Genomic DNA, 23,654 nt, shown 5'->3' with positions numbered 1-23,654 from the left:
CGCCTTGGCGCACGCCTCGATATCGCGTCGTACAAACAAGGCGGTCGCGCGCGTCTGGCACAGGCAATACTGGCCCGAAACAAACGTAGGAGCGGCTTTAGCCGCGAAGCGCCGCGCGGGCGGCGCTCGGTCTCACAGGCGATGCAACTGCTGCGGCGAACACCTGGAGGCCTTCACACTACCCAAAGCCAAGCCCTCACTGCTTCATCCCCAGCTCGGCATCATCCATCAACGCCTTGGCCATCGCGCCCAGGTAGTGCGCAGCCCAGATCATCATCGGCTTTTCATCCATCAATCCAGTAATGGTCAATTCGCGAACATAGCCCATCAATTCCGAAGACTGCTCGCGGGCGTCCCTGCACGGGATGCCGGGCTCGATGCGAAACAGCGGGCGGGTGCCGTTTTCACCTTGGTAGAACACGGTCTTGCCGACGGTGAATTGGGTGTCTTCTGTTGTCATTGTTCAATCCCCTGAAAATTCTCTAGTGCCTGGGCTGGCCTCTTCGCGGGTAAACCCGCTCCTACAAGGACCACCGCAGGCCCTGGCATGCGATGACCGTTGTAGGAGCGGGTTTACCCGCGAACAGGCCAGCCCAGACAACACATCCCTCAAGCCTCAGTGCAAAGTCCTGGGCTCGGATGCACCACGGTCGCCGCGCACAATGCGTAATCGGTGGCCTGGATCAGGGTGTCTTCAAGGGAATGGGTGTTATGGGGTGGATCGGGAACAACTTTCAGCATGCTTTGGTATCCATTTTTGAGACCGCTACCGACTTGCTGTCAAACAGGTAGGTGGCAGCTGTGCATAGGTTGACAGACCGGCGGATACCAGAACCGGCGCACGCGAACGTGCCCCATGCACAGCCACCATGAAGGGCAAAGCCATGCGCAGTATCTCGTCGCGGCCTGTCAAAGCCGATCGCTGATATGCAGCGACCCACCGAGACTAGAGCGCTGCCAAAACGGCCGCAACGGAAAACAGGCGGCGAGAGTATCTTTGGGAAATGGCCTACAAGGAAGGGGTTAAATCTGATTTTTTGCCCGGTGCAGCACACTGAACTGTCCAGATATTGCACACCGCAATAGCAGGCCAATGTTCAGCTTCTGGACAGTGCAACGGCCCAAAGCCCGGTATTTGCCACCCGCGCCGTATTGGCACATCCCCTGCAACAAGCATCCGTGAACACAACAACACACAGGATGCTTCGCGTGAATACCTTACTGCCCAACGAACTCTGGAATGAGCGGCTGTTCACCGGTACCTGGGTACCCGGTGAACTGCCCGCCACCGCCGTCACCTCCCCCGGCAACGGCCAATCCCTGGGCACCCTGGCCAACGCCGGTGCCAAACAGGTGGAACAAAGCACCCGCGAGGCCGCCAAGGCCCAGCGCAGCTGGTATGCCCTGCCCTACGACGAGCGCGCCAAGGTCCTGCGCAAGGCGGCAGCCATCGCCGAGCAATCCCAGGCCGATATTGCCGACTGGATCGTGCGCGAAAGCGGCTCGACCCAGGCCAAGGCTGGCTTCGAAGTCTCCATTACCATCAAGTCACTGCATGAAGCCTGCGCCCTGCCCTCGCGCAGCCAAGGCGAAGTCCTGCCCTCCACGGCCGGCCGCCTGAGCATCGCCCGGCGCCGCCCGCTGGGGGTGATCGGGGTGATTTCGCCGTTCAACTTCCCGCTGTACCTGGCCATGCGCGCCGTTGCCCCGGCACTGGCCACGGGCAATGCGGTGGTGCTCAAGCCCGACCCACGCACCGCGGTATGCGGTGGCCATGTGATTGCCCGGATCTTCGAGCTGGCCGGTTTGCCAGCCGGCGTGTTGCATGTGCTGCCGGGTGGCGCAGAAGCCGGCGCGGCGCTCACCGCTTCACCCAGCGTGGCGATGATCCAGTTCACCGGCTCCACCGCCGCCGGCCGCAAGGTTGGCGAGGCCGCAGGCCGCCACCTGAAAAAGGTCTCGCTGGAACTTGGCGGCAAGAACTCGCTGATCATCCTCGACGATGCCGACCTGGACCTGGCCATCGCCAACGCCACCTGGGGCGTCTACCTGCACCAGGGGCAGATCTGCATGTCGACCGGTCGCCTGCTGGTACAACGGGGCATCTATGCCGCCTTCGTCGAGCGCCTGGTGGCCAAGGCACGCAGCCTTACCGTAGGCGACCCGGCCAGCAGCCAGGTGCACCTGGGCCCGCTGATCAACGCAGCCCAGCGCGACAACGCCTTGCGTATCGTCGAGGCTGCACACGCTGCAGGGGCAACGCTGGCGACCGGTGGTTCGGCGGATGGGCTGTTCTTCCAGCCAACCGTGCTCAGTGACGTGCAACGCGACAACCCGGCATTCCACGAAGAAATCTTCGGCCCCGTGGCCGTGGTGGTGCCGTTCGACAGCGACGAGCAAGCGGTTGAGCTGGCCAACGACACCGACTACGGCCTGAGCGCCGCGATCCTGTCGCGCGATACCGGCCGCGCCTTGCGCCTGGGCGAGCAGCTGCGCACCGGGCTGCTGCACATCAACGACCAGACCGTCAACGACGAGGTCATCAACCCGTTTGGCGGCGTCGGCGCGTCCGGCAACGGCACCAGCATCGGTGGTGCTGCCAACTGGGAAGAGTTCACCCAATGGCAATGGCTGACCCTCAAGGGCGAAGCACCTGCCTACCCCCTGTAACCCCGGAGAACAATAACAATGACAACACCCCTCTTGCGCCCCATTCAAGCTGCCGTCACCCGTGGCAAAGGCGCCCCCTTCGTGCTGGAGCAGGCGCGCATTCGCGCCCCGCAAGGCGACGAGGTGCTGGTGCGCATCGTCGCCACCGGCATGTGCCATACCGACATGATCGTGCGCGACCAGTATTACCCGGTGCCGCTGCCGGCAGTACTGGGGCACGAAGGTTCGGGCATCGTCGAGGCGGTCGGCCCGCTGGTACAGAACCTGGCCGTGGGCGACCACGTGGTGATGACTTACGGCCACTGCGGCCACTGCCTGGCCTGCGACGCGGGCCACGCGGCCTACTGCCAGGACTTCTTCGGGCGCAATTTCAGTGGCGCAAGCCCCGAGGGGCAACACGCCCTGCAGGACGAAAAGGGCGAGGCCCTGAATGACCACTTCTTCGCCCAGTCGTCCTTCGCCAGCTACGCGCTGGGGCGCGAGAACAACACCGTGCGCGTGCCCAAGGAAGCACCCATCGAGCTGCTCGGCCCACTGGGCTGCGGTATCCAGACCGGCGCCGGCGCGGTGATCAACTCGCTGAAAGTCACCCCAGGCAGCGCCTTTGCCGCCTTTGGCGGTGGCGCGGTAGGCCTTTCCGCCGTGCTGGCCGCGCAAGTGGCCGGCGCTGCGACCATCATCGCGGTCGATGTAGTGCCGTCACGCCTGGCACTGGCACTGGAGCTGGGCGCCACTCACGTGGTCAACAGCCGCGAGGCCGACCCGGTGGCCGCCATCCGCGAAATCACCGGCGGCGGCGTGCAGTTCGCCCTGGAATCCACCGGGCGCCCGGAAGTACTGCGCCAGGCCGTGGATGCCCTTGGCAGCCGGGGCGCACTGGGGGTGGTCGGCGCACCGCCGCTGGGCACCACCGCGCAGTTCGACGTCAACGACCTGCTGCTGGGCGGCAAAGTGATCCGTGGCATCGTCGAGGGTGACAGCGTGCCGAAGAAGTTCATCCCAGAGCTGGTCAACCTGTACCTGCAAGGCCGTTTCGCCTTCGACAAGCTGGTGCGCTTCTACGATTTCGAGCAGATCAACCAGGCCGCCGAAGACAGCGAAAAAGGCCTGACCCTCAAGCCGATCATTCGCATCCAGAAGTAACCCCCAGGGGGCAGCCGCGCGCTGCCCCCGCCCTATAACAAGAACAACGGAAACCCTGTCATGACAAGACTCTCCAGCCTTGCCTGGGGCACGCTGGCCTGCGCGCTGGTTTCGGCCAAGGCCCTGGCCGTGGACGTGAATGCCGGTGACTACACCGCGCTGCCACCGGGCACCAACGTCGCCGCCTGGTACCAGCAATTCAGCCGTGCCGACCGTTTCAATGGCGACGGCGCGCCTGACGCCAAGCACGCTACCAGCCTGCGCTCCAACATCAGCATCCTGCGCTTGATCCACTTCACCGAAATCGCTGGCATCACCGTCGACCCGCAAATACTCCTGCCCTTTGGCCATGTCTACGACGTGAAGGTTGGCGGGCAGTCGCTGGGCAGCAACAGCGGCATGGCTGACCCGATCATCGGCGCCACTTTCTGGCTGGTTAACCAGCCGGGCGTCGGCGCCAGCGGCCGCTACTTCGGCATTACCCCGCTGCTGTACCTGCCGTGGGGCCAGTACGATCGCGACGCCGGCGTGAACCTGGGCGAAAACCGCTGGAAAGGCGACCTGCAACTGGGCTGGGTAGAACCGCTATGGGGGCGCTGGTCGATGGAGTGGTATGCCGATGCGGTGGTCTATGGCAGCAACGACAAGGCCGGCAGCGGCAGCCAGACCTTACGCCAGGACCCGACCTATCAACTTCAAACCAACCTGCGTTATGACTTCAACCCGGCCCAGCGCCTGGCCTTGGGCTTCTCCGCCAGCGAAGGCGGCAAGCAGCACCTGTCAGGCGATTACACCGGGCAAAAGACCGAGGTGCAGCAAGTGCGCCTGGAGTTCCAGCAAATGCTCGGCAACAGCTTGCAGCTGAGCGGCCAGCTGACCCACGACACCCGCGTGGTCGGTGGCTTCCAGGAAGACACCGGGGTCAACTTGCGGGCGCTGCTGCTGTTCTGATTGCCCCGCCAGCCTTGACGCGCTGCTGGCAGCGGCGCAACGTGCGCAGTCAGTAGCGTGCAGACCCACATCACAAGGTGTACCCATGGATCGCCTACAGCACCAGTTGCACAGCGCCCGCCAACAGTTTGCCGAAGGCCTGCCGTTGCCGGCCGGGTTGTTGCCCGAACCCATCGCGCGTTCGTGGGAGCGCTCGCGGGCTGCCGGGTTGAGCCCCTGGCAGCCACGCCTGGCGCGAGGGCAGCTGGATGTACTGCCGCTGACCGAGGCCGACAGCCACTTGGCCGCGTGTGTGCAGCCAGAGCTGGAGCGCCTGTGGGAGTTGATCGGCGATTCGCACTGGATGCTGTTTTGCGTCAACCCGGACAACCGCATTGTGCAAACCCGCAAGCCGGCGGGCATCGACAGCCCGCTGTCGGCGCTGCACGCCGGGCGCCGGGTCAGCGAGGTGGACGTTGGCACCACCGCCCCAGCCTGCACATTGATGGACGGCCTGCCGGCGATCGTCGCCGGCAACCAGCATTACCTGCAGGAGTTTGCCCAGTTTTTCTGCGTCAGCGTGCCGTTGCGCGGGGTGAATGGCGAACTGCTTGGGGCGCTGGACCTGACCGGCATCGGCACGCGCAATGCCGGCACCATGCTCGAACGCCTCAAGCATGCAGCGCTGGCCACCGAAAACAACTTCTTCCTCGGCTTGCCGAACTGCCGCATCCTGGAGCTGCAACACGACCCCAGGCTGCTCGGCTCGCCGCTGCAGGCGCTGCTGGCTGTACAGGACGATGGCACGGTGTACGCCGCCAACCGCGCCGCGCAACAATTGCTCGGTGTGCCCAGCTACCGCCCTGAAGGGCTGACCCTGGAGCACTTGTTCGACCGCCCCGGCCACAATGGCCTCGACGGTTCTGCGCAGTTGCTGGCACTGGCCGATGGCTCACGCCTGTACGGCAGGCTGTTGGCGCGCCCTGAGGCCAAGCCGCGGCCGCTGCGCGCCAGCCGCACGTCGCTGGGCAGCGACCGGCGCGTCAACGCGCGTTTCGCGGATGCCTGCAAGGCCGTGGCCGGACACCTGCCCGTGCTGATCACCGGGCCTACCGGCTCGGGCAAAGAAGTGTTTGCCAAAGCGCTGCATGAACACTGCTGCCCGGATGCCCCGTTCGTTGCGATCAACTGCGCGGCCCTGCCCGAGAGCCTGATCGAAGCCGAACTGTTCGGCTACACCGAAGGCAGTTTCACCGGTGCCCGCAAAGGCGGCGCCATGGGCCTGCTGGAAGCCGCAGGCGACGGCATTCTGCTGCTCGACGAGATCGGTGACATGCCGCTGGCCCTGCAAAGCCGGCTGCTGCGGGCCCTGCAAGAGCGGCAGATCACCCGCGTTGGCAGCACCACCACGGTAGCTGTGAAGGCGCACATCATCGCGGCCACGCACAAGGACCTTGCCGCCCTGGTGAGCAGCGGTGGCTTTCGCGAAGACCTGTTCTACCGCCTGGACGGCCTGCGCGTCGCCCTGCCCACCCTTGAGCAACGGCTGGACAAAGCGCAGCTGATCGATTCGTTTTTCCAGCGCCCGGGTTTCCCACCGCTGGCGGCCGAGGCCAGGCGCCTGCTGCAGGCTTACCACTGGCCAGGCAACCTGCGGCAACTGGAGAATGTGGCACGCCTGGTCGGGGTACTGGCTGCTGGCGAGCCGTGCATCGGCGCGCCGCACCTGCCCGACAATCTGCAAGGCCAAGCAGTGGCGACTTCACGCAACCTTGCCGCCGCCACCCAGGACGTGATCGAGCGCGTGCTGCTGGCCCATGACGGCAATGTCAGCGCCGCCGCCAAGGAGCTGGGTATCTCGCGCACTACCTTGTACAAACGCCTGGGCAAACAGTAATGCTCAGGCCGGGCAGTGGATCTGCCCCAGCCAGTAGGCTACATCCACCTCGTCGATCTGCTCGGCGCGCAGGAAGCGCTCGGCATATTGGTGGTACACCCCACTGCTCAGGAACAGCTGCAGCAGTTGCCCGTCAATGTGCCCGTCGCGGGCCATGAACACCAGGATTTTCACCGACTCGGACAAGCTCTTCGGCGCCTTGTAGGGGCGGTCGGCCGCCGTCAGCGCCTCGAAGATGTCGGCAATCGCCATCACCCGCTCGGCGATGCCCAGGTCGTGCTGGCCCAGCCGGCGCGGGTAACCGCTGCCGTCCATTTTCTCGTGGTGGTTGCCGGCAATATCCGCAACCCGCTTGAGCTGGCGCGGGAACGGCAGCGAGCTGAGCATGATGATGGTATGCACGATGTGTTCGTTGATCTTGAAGCGTTCCTCGTCATTCAGCGTGCCGCGGCGGATCGACAGGTTGTACAACTCGCCAAAGTTGCCGGCGTGGGCTGGCAGGCGCATGTCAAACCCCCAGGTGTTGCGAGGGTCGTCCTTGGCCACCGGCGGCTTGCGTGCCCCCCAGGGCACGCGATGCTCAGGGCGGTCGGCCAGCAGCGGTTCGACGACTGGCAATGCCGGCTGCGCCACGCCGGCAAAGCGTTCCGCTTCATCCCGCGAGATGCCCAGGCGGTTATCGAAATGACGCTGCCAGCGCTGCTGGCCAACTTGCTGCAGGCGCTCGATGTCGGCGTCCTGCATGAACTCACCGCCGATGTTGGCCTGGGCGACGAAGGCGAAGTCGTCCTGCAGCTGCGCCTGGCTGCGCGCCAGGCTGGCTTGCAGCGCTTGCGGGTCGCCACCGCTGGCCAGGCCTTGCCAGTAGGCCAGCTCGGCATCGCGCCACAGCACTTCGAAACGCATGCGCACTTCGTGGATGCGGTTGTACAAGGTTTCCAGCTTGGTCGCCTTGTCCACCACATACTCAGGGCTGGTGACCTTGCCGCAATCATGCAGCCAGGCCGCCACGCGAAATTCGTAGCGCTCGGCCTCGGTCATGCTGAAGCTGGCATATGGGCCGCTGTCGGCCGCCACTGCCTGGTCCAGCAGCATTTGCGCCAGCTGCGGCACCCGCTCGCAGTGGCCGCCGGTATAAGGGCTCTTGGCATCGATGGCGTCGGCCAGCAGCTTGATCATGGCGTCCAGCAGGCGTTGTTGGGCTTCAGCCAGCTGACGGGTTTCGATGGCCACCGCTGCCACCCCGGACAACTCTTCGACAAAGCGCCGGAACGGTTGGCCGACCTGCTCGTGCGCCTGCTCGTCGTCCCGTTGCAGGACCAGGATGCCCAACAGCGCCTGGCTACGGTCATTCAGCACCACGGCCAGGCTGCGCTGGTGCAGGCCAAGGGCTTGGGTTACCGCAGCGGCCAGGTTGTGCTGGGCATCTTCGTCCACGGCCAGCTCGCCTGGGTATTGCTCGCCACGGCAAGCGGCGGCCAGGCGCAGCAACCCATATTCGGCATCGAACAGGTACACCACACCCGCGTTGACCCCGGCGGCCTCCACCAGGTGGGTCAGCACACCGTCCAGCATACGCTCCAAGTCGCGCTCGCGGCTGAGCGCAAGGGTAATCGCCTGGAAGCTGCGGATGGTGCCAGACATGCGGCTGAGCACGCGGCTCAACTCGCGTACTTCGGTCACCCGTGACTGCACGCCTACTTCACGGCTGAAATCGAAGCCGGCCAAGCCTTGCACCTGCTCGGCCAGCAAGCGCAGCGGGCGGCCGATGCGCCGGCCGAGCACCCCGCCGAGCACCACCAGCACCGCTATCAACGCCACGGTCCAGAGCAACTGCTCGAACAATACAGTGCGCGCCCCCGCCAACAACTCGTGGCCTGGCACGGCAATCAATACCTGCAAGTCATGCCCGGCCAGGCTGGTCAGCTGTAGCCGAGTGCCATACCAGGTCTGACCGTCCACCTGATAGGGCTGTGGCTGAGTGCCTTGCGGCGGGGACGCGTACAGATGCTCAAGGCTGGGAATGCCCAGTTCGGCGACACGTGACAGGCGCACGGCCTGCCCTTCATGCACGATCGCCCGCTGCAGGTCCGGGTAGGCCACTACGGTGCCCTGATCATCGACCACGACAATCTCGGTGCCGGGGGTCATGCGCAGGTCCTGGGTCTCGCTGGCGAGGTCATTGACCGAGACGTCGATGCCGATCACCGCCCCGCCGTCAACGCTGCGTTGCGCCATGGTCACGCCGATTTCGCGGGTGGTAAAGAACACATAGGGGCGGGTCAGCACGGTGGTGGCTTGTGCACTGGCTTCGGCGAACCACGGGCGCATGCGCGGATCGTAGCGGTACTCGGGCTTGGCCTGGGCCTGCAACAGGTTCAGCGCCCGGTCGTAGAAGCGCCATTCGCCCTGTACCGTACCGCCCTCACGGCTGACGCTCTGCACCAGGAACGCCGTGCCCGGCGGTGCAGCGAACCGCTGCAGCAATTGTGGGTCACGCAAGCGACGCACCAGCAGGAACTCACCGTTGGGGTAACCCATGTAGGCGGCACTGAGCATGCGGTTGGCGTCCATCGCCTCGACCAGTTGCGGCAGCCTTTCCAGGCGCTGCTCCAGGCTTTGCGCGGTCGGGTTGAAGGCGAGCAGGCGGATACTGCTGTGTGCCGGGTCGAGCAAGCGCCGGGCACGCTCGTCGATGGTCTTGCCAATTTGCTGGGCGGAATCGCCCGCTGCAGCCACCAAGGTCTGGCGAATGCCGCGATAGCCCTGCCAGGCCAGGGCCGCGCCGAGCAGCAGCATACCCAGCACGATGGCCAGCGCCATCAGCCATTGTATTGAAATGCCACGCCCGGCGCTGCCAGCAGCACGACCATTCGACACGTAGCCCATCCCAGGTACTCCATGCATGGCACATTGCCTTGGCTGATATCCGCAGCAGTGTAGAGGGCGGGTGGGGGTTTTGCCGGGGGGGTGGAAAAATTAACATGGGGGTGGGGTTGGTAGGTGCCTGCCGGTAGATTTGCAGCGCCTGTGAGATCGAGCGCCGCAGGTGTTCACCGAAACATTTGCAGCGCCTGTGAGATCGAGCGCCGCCCGCGCGGCGCTTCGCGGCTAAAGCCGCTCCTACGTTTGTTTCGGGCCAATTATTCCTGTGGGATTTGCGCGCGAACGCCTTGGCGCACGCCTCGATATCGCGTCGTACAAACAAGGCGGTCGCGCGTGTCTGGCACAGGTGATACTGGCCCGAAACAAACGTAGGAGCGGCTTTAGCCGCGAAGCGCCGCGCGGGCGGCGCTCGATCTCACAGGCGCTGAAAATGTTTCGGTGAACACCTGCGGCACTCGATCTCACAGGCGCAGCAAATGCTAAGCCAGGCACTCACCCACGCAACTGGTACCAGGTAGTCTTGAGCTGCGAATACTTGTCAAACGAATGCAACGACAAGTCGCGGCCAAACCCCGACTGCTTGCCCCCACCAAACGGCACCGTCACATCCAGCGCATCGACCGTATTGACCGACACCGTGCCGGCCTTCAACGCCCGCGCTACCCGATGCACCTGGTTGAAGTCATCGCTCCACACCGAGGCCGCCAGGCCATAGATGCTGTCATTGGCCAGGCGCACAGCCTGCTCTTCAGTGTCGAAAGCGCTGACCGCCAGCACTGGCCCGAACACCTCCTCCCGCGCCAGGCTCATGCGCCCATCAACGCTCGCGAAAATGGTCGGTTCGATGTAATTGTCAGAACCTTCGATGTTCAGGCGCCGGCCACCGCACACCAACCGCGCACCTTCCTGCCCGGCACGCGCAATGGCCGCTTCGATGCGCCCGGTCTGCTCGGCATCGACGATGGCACCGGCACGGCTTGCCGGGTCCAGCGGGTTGCCAGGCAACCACTGGCGGGCCTTGGCCTGCAGGCGCTCGATGAATTCGTCATGAATGGAGCGCTGCACATACAGCCGCGAGTTGGCCGAGCACACCTCGCCCTGGTTGAAGAAAATGCCGAAGGCGGCCTTTTCCGCAGCCAGGTCCAGGTCCTGGCAGTTTTCGAACACCAGGTTGGGGCTCTTGCCGCCACACTCCAGCCACACCTGCTTGAGGTTGGACTGCGCCGAGTACTGCATGAAGTACTTGCCCACCTGGGTGGAACCGGTAAACACCAGGCAGTCGACATCCGGGTGCAAGCCCAGCGCCTGCCCGGCCTGCTCGCCCAGGCCCGGCACCACGTTCAGCACGCCTTCCGGCAAACCCGCTTCCAGCGCCAACTGGGCCAGGCGCAGGGCCGAGAACGGTGATTGCTCGGCAGGCTTGAGCACCACGCTGTTGCCGGCAGCCAGCGCCGGGGCCAGCTTCCAGGCGGCCATGTCGAGGGGGAAGTTCCACGGCACCACGGCGGCGACCACGCCGAGGGCTTCCCGGGTGATGGTAGCCAGCGCATTGGCTGCGGTGGGCGCTACCTGGTCATACAGCTTGTCCAGCGCCTCGCCGTACCAGGCGAACACATGCGCCGAGCCTGGCACGTCGATGTTGTAGGCGTCCATGACCGGTTTGCCCATGTTCAGCGAATCCAGCAGGGCCAGTTCTTCGCGATGGGCCATGATCAGCTCGGCCAGGCGCAGCAGCACCTTCTTGCGCTCACCCGGGGCCATGCGCGGCCACGGGCCTTGCTCGAAGGCCCGGCGGGCGCTGGCGACGGCCAGGTCGACCTCGGCCTGGCCGCAGGCGGTGACCTGTGCAAGAACGTTGTTGGTGGCGGGGTTGATGGCGGCGAAGGTGGCGCCGCCCTGGGCGTTGACGGGTTTGCCGTCGATCAGCGCGTTGGCCGGGAGGTACAGGTCCGCAGCGCGTTGTTGCCAGAATTCGAGGGTGTACATTTGTACTCCTGGTGACTGTTGGAGCAGATCTTTATCTAGCGGGCTACACGATGCCTGTGGGAGCGGGTTCACCCGCGAAGAATGCAACTCGGTGCATGGCACCGGCTTCGCCGGTGTTCGCGGGTGAACCCGCTCCCACAGGGGCTGTATTGCGCTTGTGAGGGGTTTACAGTTTGCCGACCAGGCGCGCGGTGCGGTCCACGGCAATGCGGGTCTTCTCCACCAGCTCATCCAGCTCGCTGTGGTTGGCGATCAAGGCCGGCGCCATGATCATCCGCCCCAAGGTCGAGCGAATGATCACCCCTTCCTCGAAACCAAAGGTGCGGCACTGCCAGGCCAGGTCGTTCTCGTTGGCAAAGCGCTTGCGCGACGGCTTGTGCTCGGCGAACTGCAACGCCGCCACCAGCCCGGCACCCTGTACCTGGCCAATCAACGGGTGGTCGGCAAACACCTCGCGCAGGATGCGCTGCAAGTACGGCCCGGTGTCGTCCTTCACCTGGAGCACAATGCCTTCGTCACGCAGCGCCTTGAGGTTGGCGATGGCAACTGCCGCCGCCACCGGGTGGCCGGAATAGGTCAGGCCGTGGGCAAACACCCCGCCACGCTCCACCAGTGCCTCGGCAATGCGCTTGCTCAGCACCAGGCCACCCATGGGCACGTAGCCGCTGGTCAGGCCCTTGGCGATCGACAAGGTGTCGGGTTCGAAGCCGAAGTACTCATGGGCAAACCACTCGCCGGTGCGGCCAAAGCCACCAATCACTTCATCGGCACACAGCAGCACGTCGTACTGGCGGCAGATGCGCTGGATTTCCGGCCAGTAGCTTTCCGGCGGGAAGATCATGCCGCCCGCACCCTGGAACGGTTCTGCGATAAAGCCGGCAACGTTCTCGGCACCCAGTTCGAGAATCTTCTCCTCCAGCTGCAAGGCGCAGCGGCGGCCGAACTCTGCCGGGGTCAGCTCGCCACCCTCGGCGTACCAGTACGGCTCGTCAATGTGCGCCACATCCGGGATCAGCCCGCCCATCTCGTGCATGAACTTCATGCCGCCCAGTGCCGTGGCTGCCAGGGTCGAGCCGTGGTAACCATTCCAGCGGCCGATCATGATCTTCTTGCTCGGCTGGCCGACCACCTGCCAATAGCGACGCACGGTACGGATCAGCACCTCGTTGGCTTCGGAGCCGGAGTTGGTGTAGATCGCGTGGCTGTAGTGCCCCGGCAGCAGGCTGAACAGCAGTTCGGACAGCTCGATCACCGCCGGGTGGGTGGTGTGGAAAAACATGTTGTAGTAGGCCAGCTGGTCCATCTGCGCGGCGGCGGCCGCGGTCAGGTCGCGGCGGCCATAACCCAGCTGGGTGCACCACAGGCCCGACATGCCGTCCAGGTAGCGCTTGCCCTCGCTGTCCCACAGGTGCAGGCGTTCGCCACCGACGATCACTCGCGGCCCTTCGGCGTTCAGCGCCTTCTGGTCGAGGAAGGCATGGATGTGGTGCGCGGCATCGGCTGCCTGGTAGTCACGGGTCTGGCGTTGCGGGGCGAAAGGCGCATTCATTGTTGGTTTTCCTTTGCGGTGGGGTTGCAGGGTGGCTGGCGTTCAGCGCAGCTTGCCCATGTAGCTTTCCAGCGGGTCCTTGCCCAGCACGCCCTGGGCATTGGCCAGCGCGTCGATGAACAAGGAAAACAGCTCGGACTGGGTGCCGATGTCGAGCTTGGCGTAGACGTTCTTGCGGTGCGATTTGATGGTGTCTTCCGACACCCCCAGGCGCTCGGCCAGCGACTTGGTGGAATGGCCACGCAAGATCAGCTGGGCGATACGGCATTCACGCTCGGTCAGCAGCGAGCTGCCAAAGTTGTTCAGCGCGGCGTGGATGCGTTGTTCGAGGATGTTCTCGAAGCGCCCGGCGCGGCTGTCCAGCCCGGCGAAGTGCTTGCTGAGCACCGCCAGCACCCAAGGCGTGATGCGGCCGAACAGCTCGCGGGTTTGCCCATCGAGCTTGTCGGTGAAGGCCAGCGACACCGCCAGGCTCTGCCCAGGGGCCACCTGCAGGATGTAGTTGAGCTCATCCTCCAGGTGCGAGTGCCGGTAGAACGACTGGTAGTACTCGCTGACCTCGAAATGGTCGGGCGCCACCTCGAACAGGCCGTAGCAACCGGACTCGACCTGCTCCACGCAGGCACCGTAGAACGGGTCGAGCAGGTAAAAGCCCGACAGGTAGCGGCTTACGTTGCCCTCGGGCTGCCAAGGTGCCTTGTCGTCCTGCTCGAACAGCGCACAAGGCATGCCGTCGTGCGGGTACAGGTACACCGTGGTCGCCTGGATCGGCCGGATCACGTCCAGTGCAGCAAACAGGGTGGCGGCAAAGCCCGGCCGGCCGATGGCCTCGGTGACCTTGGCCAGGTGCTCGAACCACTGTTCTGTAAACAATTGATTAGTCACTGTGGGCCTGCCGTTTCAATCAAGTGGCACCGCCGCCAGTGCGGTGCGTTGTTGAGCAGATACTCCCATGGCGCTGCAGACACCGAAATCACCCTTTGGGGTGAGCCTGTACAGCCCTCGCCCCGCTCACCCCAAAGGGTGATTCCGGGTATCTGCAGGGTATGGGAGCATCAACCCGCCCCAGCGCTGCGAGCCTTTCGCTCGACCTCCTTGCACAACGCCCACCGGTAGCGAGCCTGCTCGCCTGCTGCGGTGTCCTGCATCCCTTTCCAGGAGTTAGCAATGCATACAACAACAAGTACAGCCCAAAGCCCTGCACATAGCCCTTCAAATAGCCCCGCCCCGCATACACCTTCGCAATCCAACACCTCCGGACGCTTGCGCAAGTCCATGGGGATGACCGCCCTGGTGCTGTTCGGCCTGGCCTACATGGTCCCGCTGGCCGTCTTCACTACCTACGGGCTGGTCACCCAGATGACCAAAGGTCACCTGCCCACCGCCTACCTGCTGACTCTTGCCGCCATGCTGCTGACCGCCTACAGCTATGGCCGCATGGTCCAGGCCCACCCCTACTCCGGCTCGGTCTACACCTACACGCGCAAGGCCTTCGGCAGCCATATCGGCTTCATCACCGGCTGGACACTGCTGCTCGACTACATCTTCCTGCCGCTGCTCAGCTACCTGCTGATCGGCATCTACATGTCGGAATACTTCCCGGCCATCCATGCCTGGGTGTGGGTGGCAGGCTCCATTGCCCTGGTCACCTTCCTCAACCTGATTGGTATCGAGTCGATCACCCGGGTGAACTGGATCCTGGTGGTGGCGCAACTGGTGTTCATCATCGTCTTCGTCGCGTTGTCCATCCTCAAGCTCAACGGGCAGTCAGAGCCGGTGTCGCTGCTGGCACCCTTCCACCACGACGGTTTCAGCGTGCCGTTGATCATGACTGGCGCCGCCGTGCTGTGCCTGTCGTTCCTGGGCTTTGATGCGGTGTCGACCATGGCCGAGGAAACCAGCAACCCGACTTACCGTATTCCGGTGGCGATCCTCGCCGTGTCGCTGATTGGCGGCTTGCTGTTCCTGGTGGTGTCGTACTGCGCGCAAATGGTGTTCCCCGACTGGGGCAGCTTCGCCGACCCGGATTCGGCCTCAGTGGACGTGATGCGCCGGGTTGGCGGCGAACTGCTGGTAACCGCCTTCACCGCCACCTACGTGGCCGGCTGCTTCGCCTCGGCCATGGTGTCCCAGGCCAGCGTGTCGCGGGTGCTGTTTGCCATGGGCCGCGACGGTGCGCTACCGCGGGCGTTCAGCCAGCTGGTGACGAAAAAGCGCGTGCCGGCCACGGCCATCCTGGTGGTCAGCCTGCTGTCATTGATTGCCCTGGTGATCACCCTCGACACCGTGGCCAACATGATCAGCTTTGGCGCACTGTTCGCCTTCTCGGCGGTGAACCTGGCAGTGGTCAAGCACTACCTGGTCGACCAGAAGCTGCGTGGCGGCCGCAACCTCCTGCTGTACGGCGCCATTCCCGGCCTGGGCTTCCTCAGCACACTGTGGCTTTGGAGCAGCCTGACCAGCCTGTCGTTCACCATTGGCCTATGCTGGATGGGCATGGGCCTGCTGGTACTGCTGGGGCTGACCCGGGCGTTCCGGGTGAAGCTGCCGGAATTGCTGATGGCTGAATGACCTATAACCTGAACGCTGGCGCGGTCCCTGTGGGAGCAGGCGCGCCCGCGAAGCAGGCAACGCGGTGAATGGCACCGGCCTCGCCGGTGTTCGCGGGTGAACCCGCACACAGGAAGGTGTAATCTTCGGGGCTGCTTGCGCCAGCCAGCCCACGTCGCCATGCTGGTGCGGCCTGCCCCTTACAAGACCGCCCCCCGATGACCGCCGATATCACCTTCCAGCAGTTCTGCAACTGGCTCAAACTCAAGCACCTGGTGCTGATCGACACCCTCGCCCGCACCCAGAACATGCACGTGGCCGCCGAGCAGATGAAGCTCACCCAGCCGGCGCTGAGCAAGATGCTGCGCGACCTGGAGGACATGCTTGGCTTTGCCCTGTTCGAGCGCCTGCCGCGCAGCATGAAGCCTACCGAACTGGGCGAGCAGGTGGCGCGCTACGCCCAGGTTACCCTCAACGACACCAGGAACTTCGTCGCCCAGATCAACAAGCTGCGCAAAGGCGGCCACGGCTACCTGAAGGTCGGTACCATCTTCGCGGCCACCTTCAATGTGCTGCCCGAGGCCATCACCCTCACCAAGGAACAGCGCCCGCTGCTGTCGATCGAGGTGGTCGAGCAGACCAGCGACAACTTGCTGCAAATGCTCAAGCGCAAGGAAATCGACCTGATGATCGGGCGCTTCACCGAGGACCATTACCGCCAGCTGTTCGACTTCCGCTCATTGGGCCCGGAGCCGTTCGTGCTGGTGGTCAACCCGCGTCACCCGCTGGCGGCCGCCCGTGCCATTGCCCCGGCAGAGCTCAGCCGCTGGCCGTGGATCCTCTACCCTAGCGGTACGCCGATCCGCGCGCGCATCGAGCAGGCCTTCCACGAACATGGCATCCCCCTGCCCGACAACACCGTCGACACCATCTCCATGCCAACCTTCCTGCAGCTGCTGCAGTCCGGCCCGGCTGTTGCCATGCTGCCGGCGCCAATGGTGCAGCCGCACCTGGACACCCACGCCCTGTGCCAGCTCGACTGCGCGTTCGCGGTGGCGGCGCTGGACTTCGGCATCATTACCCGCAAGGACGACCCGCTGCCACCTGCCGCAGCGATGTTCAGCGAAACCCTGCTGGCGCTGTATGCCCGACGAAACCCGTGATGCCAATGCGATAACAGGCTGTTATCACCTGATCCAGATTAATCATTATTCAGCGTTCATTTCGCCCTCTACATTCCCGGCAACGACTGTCATTGCCTACTGGAGACGAAATGTCCATCGAACACCGCCTGAACCACATCGCCGGCCAGCTCAGCGGCCAGGGTGAAGTGCTGCTGAATAGTGTCGACGCCCAGACCGGCGAGCCACTGCCGTATGCCTTCCACCAGGCGACCGGCGACGAAGTCGAAGCCGCCGTAATGGCCGCCGAAGCGGCCTACCCGGCCTACCGCAGCACCAGCCCGGCCCAACGCGCCACCTTCCTCGACGCCATCGCCAACGAGCTGGACGCCCTGGGCGATGACTTCGTGCAGCACGTGTGCCGCGAAACCGCCCTGCCAGAAGCCCGCATCCGTGGTGAGCGTGCACGCACCAGCAACCAGCTGCGCCTGTTTGCCGAAGTGGTGCGCCGTGGCGACTTCCTCGGTGCACGCATCGACCGTGCCCTGCCCGAGCGCACCCCACTGCCGCGCCCGGACCTGCGCCAATACCAGATCGGCGTGGGCCCGGTGGCGGTGTTCGGTGCCAGCAACTTCCCGCTGGCCTTCTCCACCGCAGGCGGTGACACCGCCTCGGCGCTGGCAGCCGGCTGCCCGGTCGTGTTCAAGGCCCACAGCGGGCACATGCTCACTGCCGCCCACGTGGCTGCGGCAATCGACCGTGCGGTAGCCAGCAGCGGCATGCCCGCGGGTGTGTTCAACCTGATCTACGGCGCTGGCGTAGGCGAGGCGCTGGTCAAGCACCCGGCCATCCAGGCGGTCGGTTTCACCGGTTCGCTGCGTGGCGGCCGCGACCTGTGCGACATGGCTGCGGCGCGCCCGCAGCCGATTCCTGTGTTTGCCGAAATGAGCAGCATCAACCCGGTGATCGTGCTGCCCCAGGCGCTGCAAGCCCGTGGCGAGCAAGTGGCTGCCGAGCTGGCCGCCTCGGTGGTGCTGGGTTGCGGGCAGTTCTGCACCAATCCGGGCCTGGTGGTGGGCATCAAGTCGCCACAATTTGAGCGTTTCCTGCACACGCTGGTGGCGCGCATGGCCGACCAGGGCCCGCAAACCATGCTCAATGCCGGCACCCTGCGCAGTTATGAAAACGGCGTGCAGCACTTGCTGGCGCACCCGGGCATCCAGCACCTGGCCGGCCAGCCACAGGCCGGCAACCAGGCCCGCCCGCAGCTGTTCAAGGCCGATGTAAGCCTGCTGCTCAACGGCGACCCGCTGCTGCAGGAAGAAGTGTTCGGCCCAACCACCGTGGTGGTGGAAGTGGACGACGCCCTGCAGCTGGCCGAGGCCATTCGCCACCTGCAGGGCCAGCTGACCGCTACCCTGATTGCCGAACCGGACGACCTGCGCGCCTTTGCCAACCTGGTGCCGCTGCTGGAACGCAAGGCCGGGCGCCTGCTGCTGAACGGCTACCCGACTGGCGTAGAAGTGAGCGATGCGATGGTGCACGGCGGGCCTTACCCGGCTACTTCCGATGCCCGTGGTACTTCGGTCGGTACCCTGGCCATCGACCGTTTCCTGCGCCCGGTGTGCTTCCAGAACTACCCGGATGCATTGCTGCCGGATGCCCTGAAAAGCGCCAACCCGCTGGGGATTGCCCGGTTGGTGGATGGTGTGAGCAGCCGTGAGGCGGTTTGATCGGACATTGAGGTAGCCTGAACCGGCCTCTTCGCGGGTAAACCCGCTCCTACAGGGAGCGGGTTTACCCGCGAACACCGGCACAGCCGGTGCCATACACCGATTGCCCCACAGGTCCCGACCAAGTTCTTGTATACAACTTAAAAAAACTCTGTTTACACTGTCGCACGCCTACGACATCGGCAAACGCCGCTGCGTATTGCGACAGGCACAAGCCAATGCTACTCCCATGCATGCTCGAATCCCTCGGGCACCCTCTGCAACACCCTTGCTGCTACACCTCCCCGCTGCTGTTGCGCCCCGGCTCACACGCCCCCGAGCGCCGCTAATCTATCTACAGCCAAGCTGAAACCAGCCCCAACGGGGAGGATTACCCATGCCCAAGACTTTACTGGTAAAAAACGCCGCACTTCTGGTCACCATGGACGGCGAACGCCGTGAGATCAAGAACGGTGGCCTGTACATCGAAGACAACCTGATCAAGCAGGTCGGCCCCAGCGATACCCTGCCGCAGCACGCCGACGTGGTGCTGGACATGGCCGGTAAAGTGGTCATTCCAGGCCTGGTCAACACCCACCACCACATGTACCAGAGCCTAACCCGTGTGGTACCGGCAGCCCAGGACGGCGAGCTGTTCAACTGGCTGACCAACCTGTACCCGATCTGGGCACGCCTGACCCCCGAGATGATCGCGGTGTCGACCCAGACCGCCATGGCCGAACTGATCCTGTCCGGCTGCACCACCTCCAGCGACCACCTGTACATCTACCCCAACGGCTGCAAGCTCGACGACAGCATCCATGCCGCCGCCGAGATCGGCATGCGCTTCCACGCCGCACGCGGCAGCATGAGCGTGGGCCAGAGCCAGGGCGGCCTGCCGCCTGATTCGGTGGTGGAAAAGGAAGCTGACATCCTCAAGGAATCGCAACGCCTGATCGAGGACTACCACGACGCCAGCCACGGCTCGATGCGCCGCATCGTGGTGGCGCCCTGCTCGCCGTTTTCGGTCAGCCGCGACCTGATGCGCGAAGCCGCCGTGCTGGCGCGCCAGTACGGGGTGTCGCTGCACACCCACCTGGCCGAGAACGTCAACGACATCGCCTACAGCCGCGAGAAGTTCGGCATGACCCCCGCCGAATACGCCGAAGACCTCGGCTGGGTCGGCCACGATGTCTGGCACGCCCACTGCGTGCAGCTCGACCAGCACGGCATCGAGCTGTTCGCCCGCACCGGCACCGGTGTCGCCCACTGCCCCTGCTCGAACATGCGCCTGGCCTCCGGCATTGCCCCTGTGCGCAAGATGCGCGACCACGGCGTACCGGTCGGCCTGGGGGTGGACGGTTCGGCGTCCAACGACGGCGCCAGCATGATCGGTGAAGTGCGCCAGGCCCTACTGCTGCAACGGGTAGGCTTCGGCCCCGACGCCATGACCGCGCGCGAAGCGCTGGAAATCGCCACCCTCGGCGGTGCCAAGGTACTCAACCGCAACGATATCGGCGCCCTGGCCCCGGGCATGGCCGCCGACTTCGTCGCCTTCGACCTCGGCCATGTGGCCTATGCCGGCGGCCACCACGACCCGCTGGCCGCACTGGTGTTCTGCACCCCGACCCAGGTGCACACCAGCGTGATCAACGGCCGTGTGGTGGTGAAGGACGGCCAGCTGGCCACCGTCGACCTGCCGCGCGTGCTGGAGCGCCACAACCAGCTGGCCCACCAGCTGGTCAGCGGCGCCTGATCTACCCAGGCCACTGCGCCGCAAACATTCAAGGCCAATGGGGCTGCTTTGCAGCCCCGATTACGCCTGCTGGCGGGTAGCACACACCACGATCTCTCGAATGCACACCGACTGCGGCTGGCCATAGGCAAAGCCGATGGTCTCGGCAATGGTCTCGGCCGTGAGCACACCGCCCATCTCCTGCTTCCAGTCGTTGTAGCCGGCCTTGATGGCCTCATCGGTGGTATGGCTGAGCAGCTCGGTATCGACGGCCCCCGGCTCGATGGTGATCACCCGCACATTGCTCGGCGACAGTTCTTCACGCAGGTTTTCCGACAGGCCGGTAACGGCGAACTTGGTGCCAACATAGGCAACATGGTTGGGGAATGCCTTGCGCCCGGCCACGGAACTGACGTTGATGATGGTGCCGTGCTTGCGCTCGACCATGCCGCCGGCCACCGCATGGATGCCATTGAGCAAGCCACGCACGTTGACGTCGAGCATGCGGTCCCACTGCTCCGGGTCCTGGCTGGCGATATTGCCCAGCAGCATGACCCCGGCATTGTTGATGATTGCATCGACCGGGCCAAAGCGCGCCTCGGCCTCGGCAACGGCGGCCAGTACCGCCGCGCGGTCGGTGATATCGACCGGCAGCGCCAGGGTGTTTGGCAGTTGCAGTTGCTGCATCGGCGCCAGGCGACGGGACAACAGCAACAGCGCATGGCCGCGGCCGGACAGCAGCTTGGCAGTGGCCAGGCCGATGCCGGAGCTGGCACCGGTAATTACCACCAGGGGTTTAGGGGTGTTGGTCATATTCGCAATCCTGTTATCCGATTTGCCTATGGGTAAGAAGTAGAGCGAGTATAGAAGCCGGTTTTTGTAGCGAAAAATGGGAAATTCTTTTCGCAGCCATCGGCATCACTTATGGGTACCCCATGGACTATCGCCAGCTTCGCGCCTTCATCGCAGTGTTCGAAGAGCGCAACATCACTGCCGCCGCGCGTTCGATACACCTTAGCCAACCGGCCCTTTCCGGCAGTATCAAGGCGCTGGAGGAGGCGTTGGGCACCACGTTGTTCGTGCGCCAGGCCCGCGGCGTCGAGGTGACCGAGGATGCCCGCGCGCTGTACCCCGAGGCGCAGCGCATGGTCGCCGACGCCAACCGCCTGCTCGGCCGCTTCAAGGGCGACCGTGAACGTACGCCGTTGCAGATTGGTGTAGAGCAGGATGTAAGTGCGGCGGTGCTGGCCAAGGTAGTACTGGCGGCGGCAGCCATCCAGCCCTCGGTGCGCCTGCAACTGGTGACCGGCTGCCAGGGCGCGGTGCGGTTGGCTAGCGAAGAACTGCGCTGTGAGGATGAGTTGTTCCTGCCGTTGCACAGCGACGCGTTCGTGCTGGCCACTGCGGCCCAGGCAGGCGCTGCCGAGCAGTGGGTTACCTGCCCGGCGCAGCCCAGCCATCAGCGCCTGCTGCCGTTCTACAGCGCCAGCCCGGTGGCAGAAGCCGAAACCTTTGCCCTGGCCCTGGTGATGGTGGCCGCCGGGCTGGGCATGGCCATCGTGCCGGAGTCGCTGGCGGCAGAGCATGGTGGTGTGCGCAGTGAGCCGATGCCACAACTGGACCTGCGCCGGCGCATCGGCCTGTGTTACTCGGCCCAGGCGCTGGCGCTTGATGGGGTCATTCAGTTGCGCGATGCATTGCAGTAGAGCCCTCACAGGCCTGACGCGATCCCTTGTAGGAGCGGCCTTGTGTCGCGATAGGGCTGCAAAGCAGCCCCGGCGAAGCATGAGAAACCGCGAAAATCCGGGGCCGCTGCGCGCCCCTATCGCGACACAAGGCCGCTCCTACATAGACCGCGCTACAGCTATAAACTGCGCAGGACTTGCTCCCCGGCATTGCTGGGCAAGCGGATGGCATCCACCAACGCAACGCAGGCAATCAACGCAACGCCAAGCAACGCCCAATGGAAGTCACCCACCGTCATCCCGCCCTCGCCCCCGCGCACCATCATCGCCACCCGCAGCAACAGCGCCACCACCGCCACGCCCAAGGCCATCGCCAGCTGGAAGAACATGCTGAACAGCGTCGACGCCTCGCCCATCTCCTGCTTCGGCACTTCGGAAAAACCGACAGCGTTGTAGGTAGTGAACTGCATCGAACGCGACAGCCCGCCGACGAACAGCACCAGCGCCATCCAGTACCACGGCATGCCCTGCTGCAACCCCAGGCACGCCAGGATGCAGGCAACGCCAATCAGGCCATTGACCAGCAACACACGGCGGAAACCATAACGGCGCAGCAGGCCGGTGGTGAACGGTTTCATGGCCAGGTTACCCGCGAAGATCGCCAGCACCAGCAGCCCGGCATCCACCGGCGACAGGCCGAAACCGATTTGCAGCAACAACGGGATCAGGAATGGCAAGGCGCTGATCGACAGGCGGAACAAGGTGCCACCGACGATGCTGGCTCTGAACGTGCCAATGCCCAAGGTAGCCAATGGCAGCAACGGTGCAGCATGGCGCTGGCAATGGCGGCTCGCCAACCAGGTCAACAGCGCACCCAGCGACACCAGCGCCAGCCCGGCGCCCAGGCTGCCGCCGGCCAGCGAGCCGAGCATTTCCAGGCCGACCAGCCAGGCCGCGCAAGCCGATGCCAGATACACGAACCCCAGCGTGTCAAAGCGGCGCTTTTCTTCTGCGCGCGCGTACGGAATCAGCAGCCACGCAGCCGCAATGGCCAGCAGGCCGAGCGGAATGTTCAGGTAAAAAATCCACGGCCACGACCAATGGGTGACGATCAGGCCGCCTAGCGGTGGGCCCAGTACCGGCGCCACCAGGCCAGGCCAGGTGATTACCGCCAGCATCTTCACCAGGTCTTTTTTCTCGGTGGTGCGCAACACTACCAACCGCCCCACCGGCACCATCAGGGCACCGCCAATGCCCTGCAGCACCCGTGCGGCGACGAAGGTTTCCAGGGTGGGCGCCATGCCGCACAGCAACGAGGCCACGGTGAACAGGCCAATGGCCCCGGCGAATACCTGCCTGGGGCCAAAGCGGTCGGCGACCCAGCCACTGAGCGGGATGAACACCGCCACCGCCAGCAGGTAGGCACTGATGCCGATGTTCAGGCTGACGGCGTTCTCGCCGAAGTCACTGGCCATTTGTGGCAGCGCCGTGGCGATGACGGTGGCGTCGAGGTTTTCCATGAAGAAGGTGATGGCGACCAGCAAGGCGATGCAGGTGGCTTGGCGGGAGGTGTGGTTAGCTGCCGGGTTGGCCAAGGTTACAGGTCCTTCTGGTTGGTTATGGGATGCTGAAGAACCAAGCTCTCAGTGGCATGGCACCGGCTTCGCCGGTGTTCGCGGGTGAACCCGCCCCTACAAAGGGACCGCGCCGGGTTGTTAGTGGTCTTCAGGCAAACCGCTTAACCCTGTGGGAGCGGGTTCACCCGCGAACACCGGCAATGCCGGTGCCAT

General features: G+C 64.6%; 16 protein-coding genes. 9 read left to right on the top strand and 7 right to left on the bottom strand.

Translation table 11 applies throughout. The features are described 5' to 3' along the window. Positions 1-196: 196 nt before the first annotated feature. Entirely contained in the window at positions 197-460 is a 264-nt protein-coding gene (locus ACIP1G_RS29000; protein ID WP_400743385.1) for a DUF3077 domain-containing protein, read from the bottom strand. A 740-nt stretch (positions 461-1,200) separates the two neighbouring features. On the opposite strand from ACIP1G_RS29000, the gene ACIP1G_RS28995 reads away from it, so the two are divergent. The 4 genes from ACIP1G_RS28995 to ACIP1G_RS28980 all read left to right on the top strand — a co-directional run bounded on the left by ACIP1G_RS28995 (position 1,201) and on the right by ACIP1G_RS28980 (position 6,640). Next, positions 1,201-2,670 (top strand): benzaldehyde dehydrogenase, encoded by a 1,470-nt coding sequence (locus tag ACIP1G_RS28995; protein ID WP_400743382.1) that lies wholly within the window; start codon positions 1,201-1,203, stop codon positions 2,668-2,670. A gap of 18 nt (positions 2,671-2,688) precedes the next feature. Continuing rightward, a complete protein-coding gene (locus tag ACIP1G_RS28990; protein WP_400743379.1) occupies positions 2,689-3,813 on the top strand; it encodes an NAD(P)-dependent alcohol dehydrogenase in 1,125 nt (374 codons plus the stop codon). A 60-nt stretch (positions 3,814-3,873) separates the two neighbouring features. After that, the gene (locus ACIP1G_RS28985) at positions 3,874-4,764 is read left to right on the top strand and encodes a transporter (protein ID WP_400743376.1); all 891 of its coding nucleotides are present in this window, start codon (positions 3,874-3,876) and stop codon (positions 4,762-4,764) included. 85 nt (positions 4,765-4,849) lie between these two features. Further along, entirely contained in the window at positions 4,850-6,640 is a 1,791-nt protein-coding gene (locus ACIP1G_RS28980) for a sigma-54-dependent Fis family transcriptional regulator (RefSeq protein WP_400743373.1), read from the top strand. A gap of 3 nt (positions 6,641-6,643) precedes the next feature. On the opposite strand, the gene ACIP1G_RS28975 is transcribed toward ACIP1G_RS28980, so the two are convergent. The 4 genes from ACIP1G_RS28975 to ACIP1G_RS28960 form a co-directional block, all read right to left on the bottom strand. After that, positions 6,644-9,529, bottom strand: coding sequence for an HD domain-containing phosphohydrolase (locus ACIP1G_RS28975; RefSeq protein WP_400743387.1), 2,886 nt, complete (start codon positions 9,527-9,529; stop codon positions 6,644-6,646). A gap of 489 nt (positions 9,530-10,018) precedes the next feature. Beyond that, positions 10,019-11,512 carry an aldehyde dehydrogenase gene (locus ACIP1G_RS28970; protein ID WP_400743370.1) on the bottom strand — a complete coding sequence of 498 codons (1,494 nt, stop codon included), beginning with the start codon at positions 11,510-11,512 and terminating at the stop codon, positions 10,019-10,021. 166 nt (positions 11,513-11,678) lie between these two features. Continuing rightward, the gene (locus ACIP1G_RS28965; RefSeq protein WP_400743367.1) at positions 11,679-13,061 is read right to left on the bottom strand and encodes an aspartate aminotransferase family protein; all 1,383 of its coding nucleotides are present in this window, start codon (positions 13,059-13,061) and stop codon (positions 11,679-11,681) included. Positions 13,062-13,103: 42 nt separating this feature from the next. Beyond that, on the bottom strand, positions 13,104-13,946 hold the full coding sequence (locus ACIP1G_RS28960; protein ID WP_400743365.1) for a helix-turn-helix transcriptional regulator: 843 nt from the start codon (positions 13,944-13,946) through the stop codon (positions 13,104-13,106). A gap of 282 nt (positions 13,947-14,228) precedes the next feature. On the opposite strand from ACIP1G_RS28960, the gene ACIP1G_RS28955 reads away from it, so the two are divergent. The 4 genes from ACIP1G_RS28955 (at position 14,229) to ACIP1G_RS28940 (ending at position 20,200) form a co-directional block, all read left to right on the top strand. Beyond that, positions 14,229-15,632 carry an APC family permease gene (locus tag ACIP1G_RS28955; protein WP_400743362.1) on the top strand — a complete coding sequence of 468 codons (1,404 nt, stop codon included), beginning with the start codon at positions 14,229-14,231 and terminating at the stop codon, positions 15,630-15,632. Positions 15,633-15,829: 197 nt separating this feature from the next. Beyond that, the gene (locus ACIP1G_RS28950; protein WP_400743359.1) at positions 15,830-16,774 is read left to right on the top strand and encodes a LysR family transcriptional regulator; all 945 of its coding nucleotides are present in this window, start codon (positions 15,830-15,832) and stop codon (positions 16,772-16,774) included. A 110-nt stretch (positions 16,775-16,884) separates the two neighbouring features. Then, positions 16,885-18,465, top strand: coding sequence for an aldehyde dehydrogenase (NADP(+)) (locus ACIP1G_RS28945; protein WP_400743356.1), 1,581 nt, complete (start codon positions 16,885-16,887; stop codon positions 18,463-18,465). A gap of 376 nt (positions 18,466-18,841) precedes the next feature. Further along, entirely contained in the window at positions 18,842-20,200 is a 1,359-nt protein-coding gene (locus ACIP1G_RS28940) for an 8-oxoguanine deaminase (RefSeq protein WP_400743353.1), read from the top strand. Positions 20,201-20,260: 60 nt separating this feature from the next. Here the strand turns inward: ACIP1G_RS28940 and ACIP1G_RS28935 are convergent, their stop codons facing one another. Continuing rightward, the gene (locus tag ACIP1G_RS28935) at positions 20,261-20,992 is read right to left on the bottom strand and encodes an SDR family oxidoreductase (protein ID WP_400743352.1); all 732 of its coding nucleotides are present in this window, start codon (positions 20,990-20,992) and stop codon (positions 20,261-20,263) included. Positions 20,993-21,114: 122 nt separating this feature from the next. Between ACIP1G_RS28935 and ACIP1G_RS28930 the strand changes: the two genes are divergently transcribed. Beyond that, positions 21,115-21,885 (top strand): LysR family transcriptional regulator, encoded by a 771-nt coding sequence (locus ACIP1G_RS28930; RefSeq protein WP_400743349.1) that lies wholly within the window; start codon positions 21,115-21,117, stop codon positions 21,883-21,885. A 158-nt stretch (positions 21,886-22,043) separates the two neighbouring features. On the opposite strand, the gene ACIP1G_RS28925 is transcribed toward ACIP1G_RS28930, so the two are convergent. Then, a complete protein-coding gene (locus tag ACIP1G_RS28925; RefSeq protein WP_400743347.1) occupies positions 22,044-23,459 on the bottom strand; it encodes an MFS transporter in 1,416 nt (471 codons plus the stop codon). Between the last annotated feature and the right edge of the window lie 195 nt (positions 23,460-23,654).

It is taken from the genome of Pseudomonas sp. NPDC089392, assembly GCF_044749595.1.
Taxonomy (GTDB): domain Bacteria; phylum Pseudomonadota; class Gammaproteobacteria; order Pseudomonadales; family Pseudomonadaceae; genus Aquipseudomonas.
The sequence above is the reverse complement of the archived record's forward strand: the minus strand, read 5'-3'. Positions and strand labels throughout refer to the sequence as shown.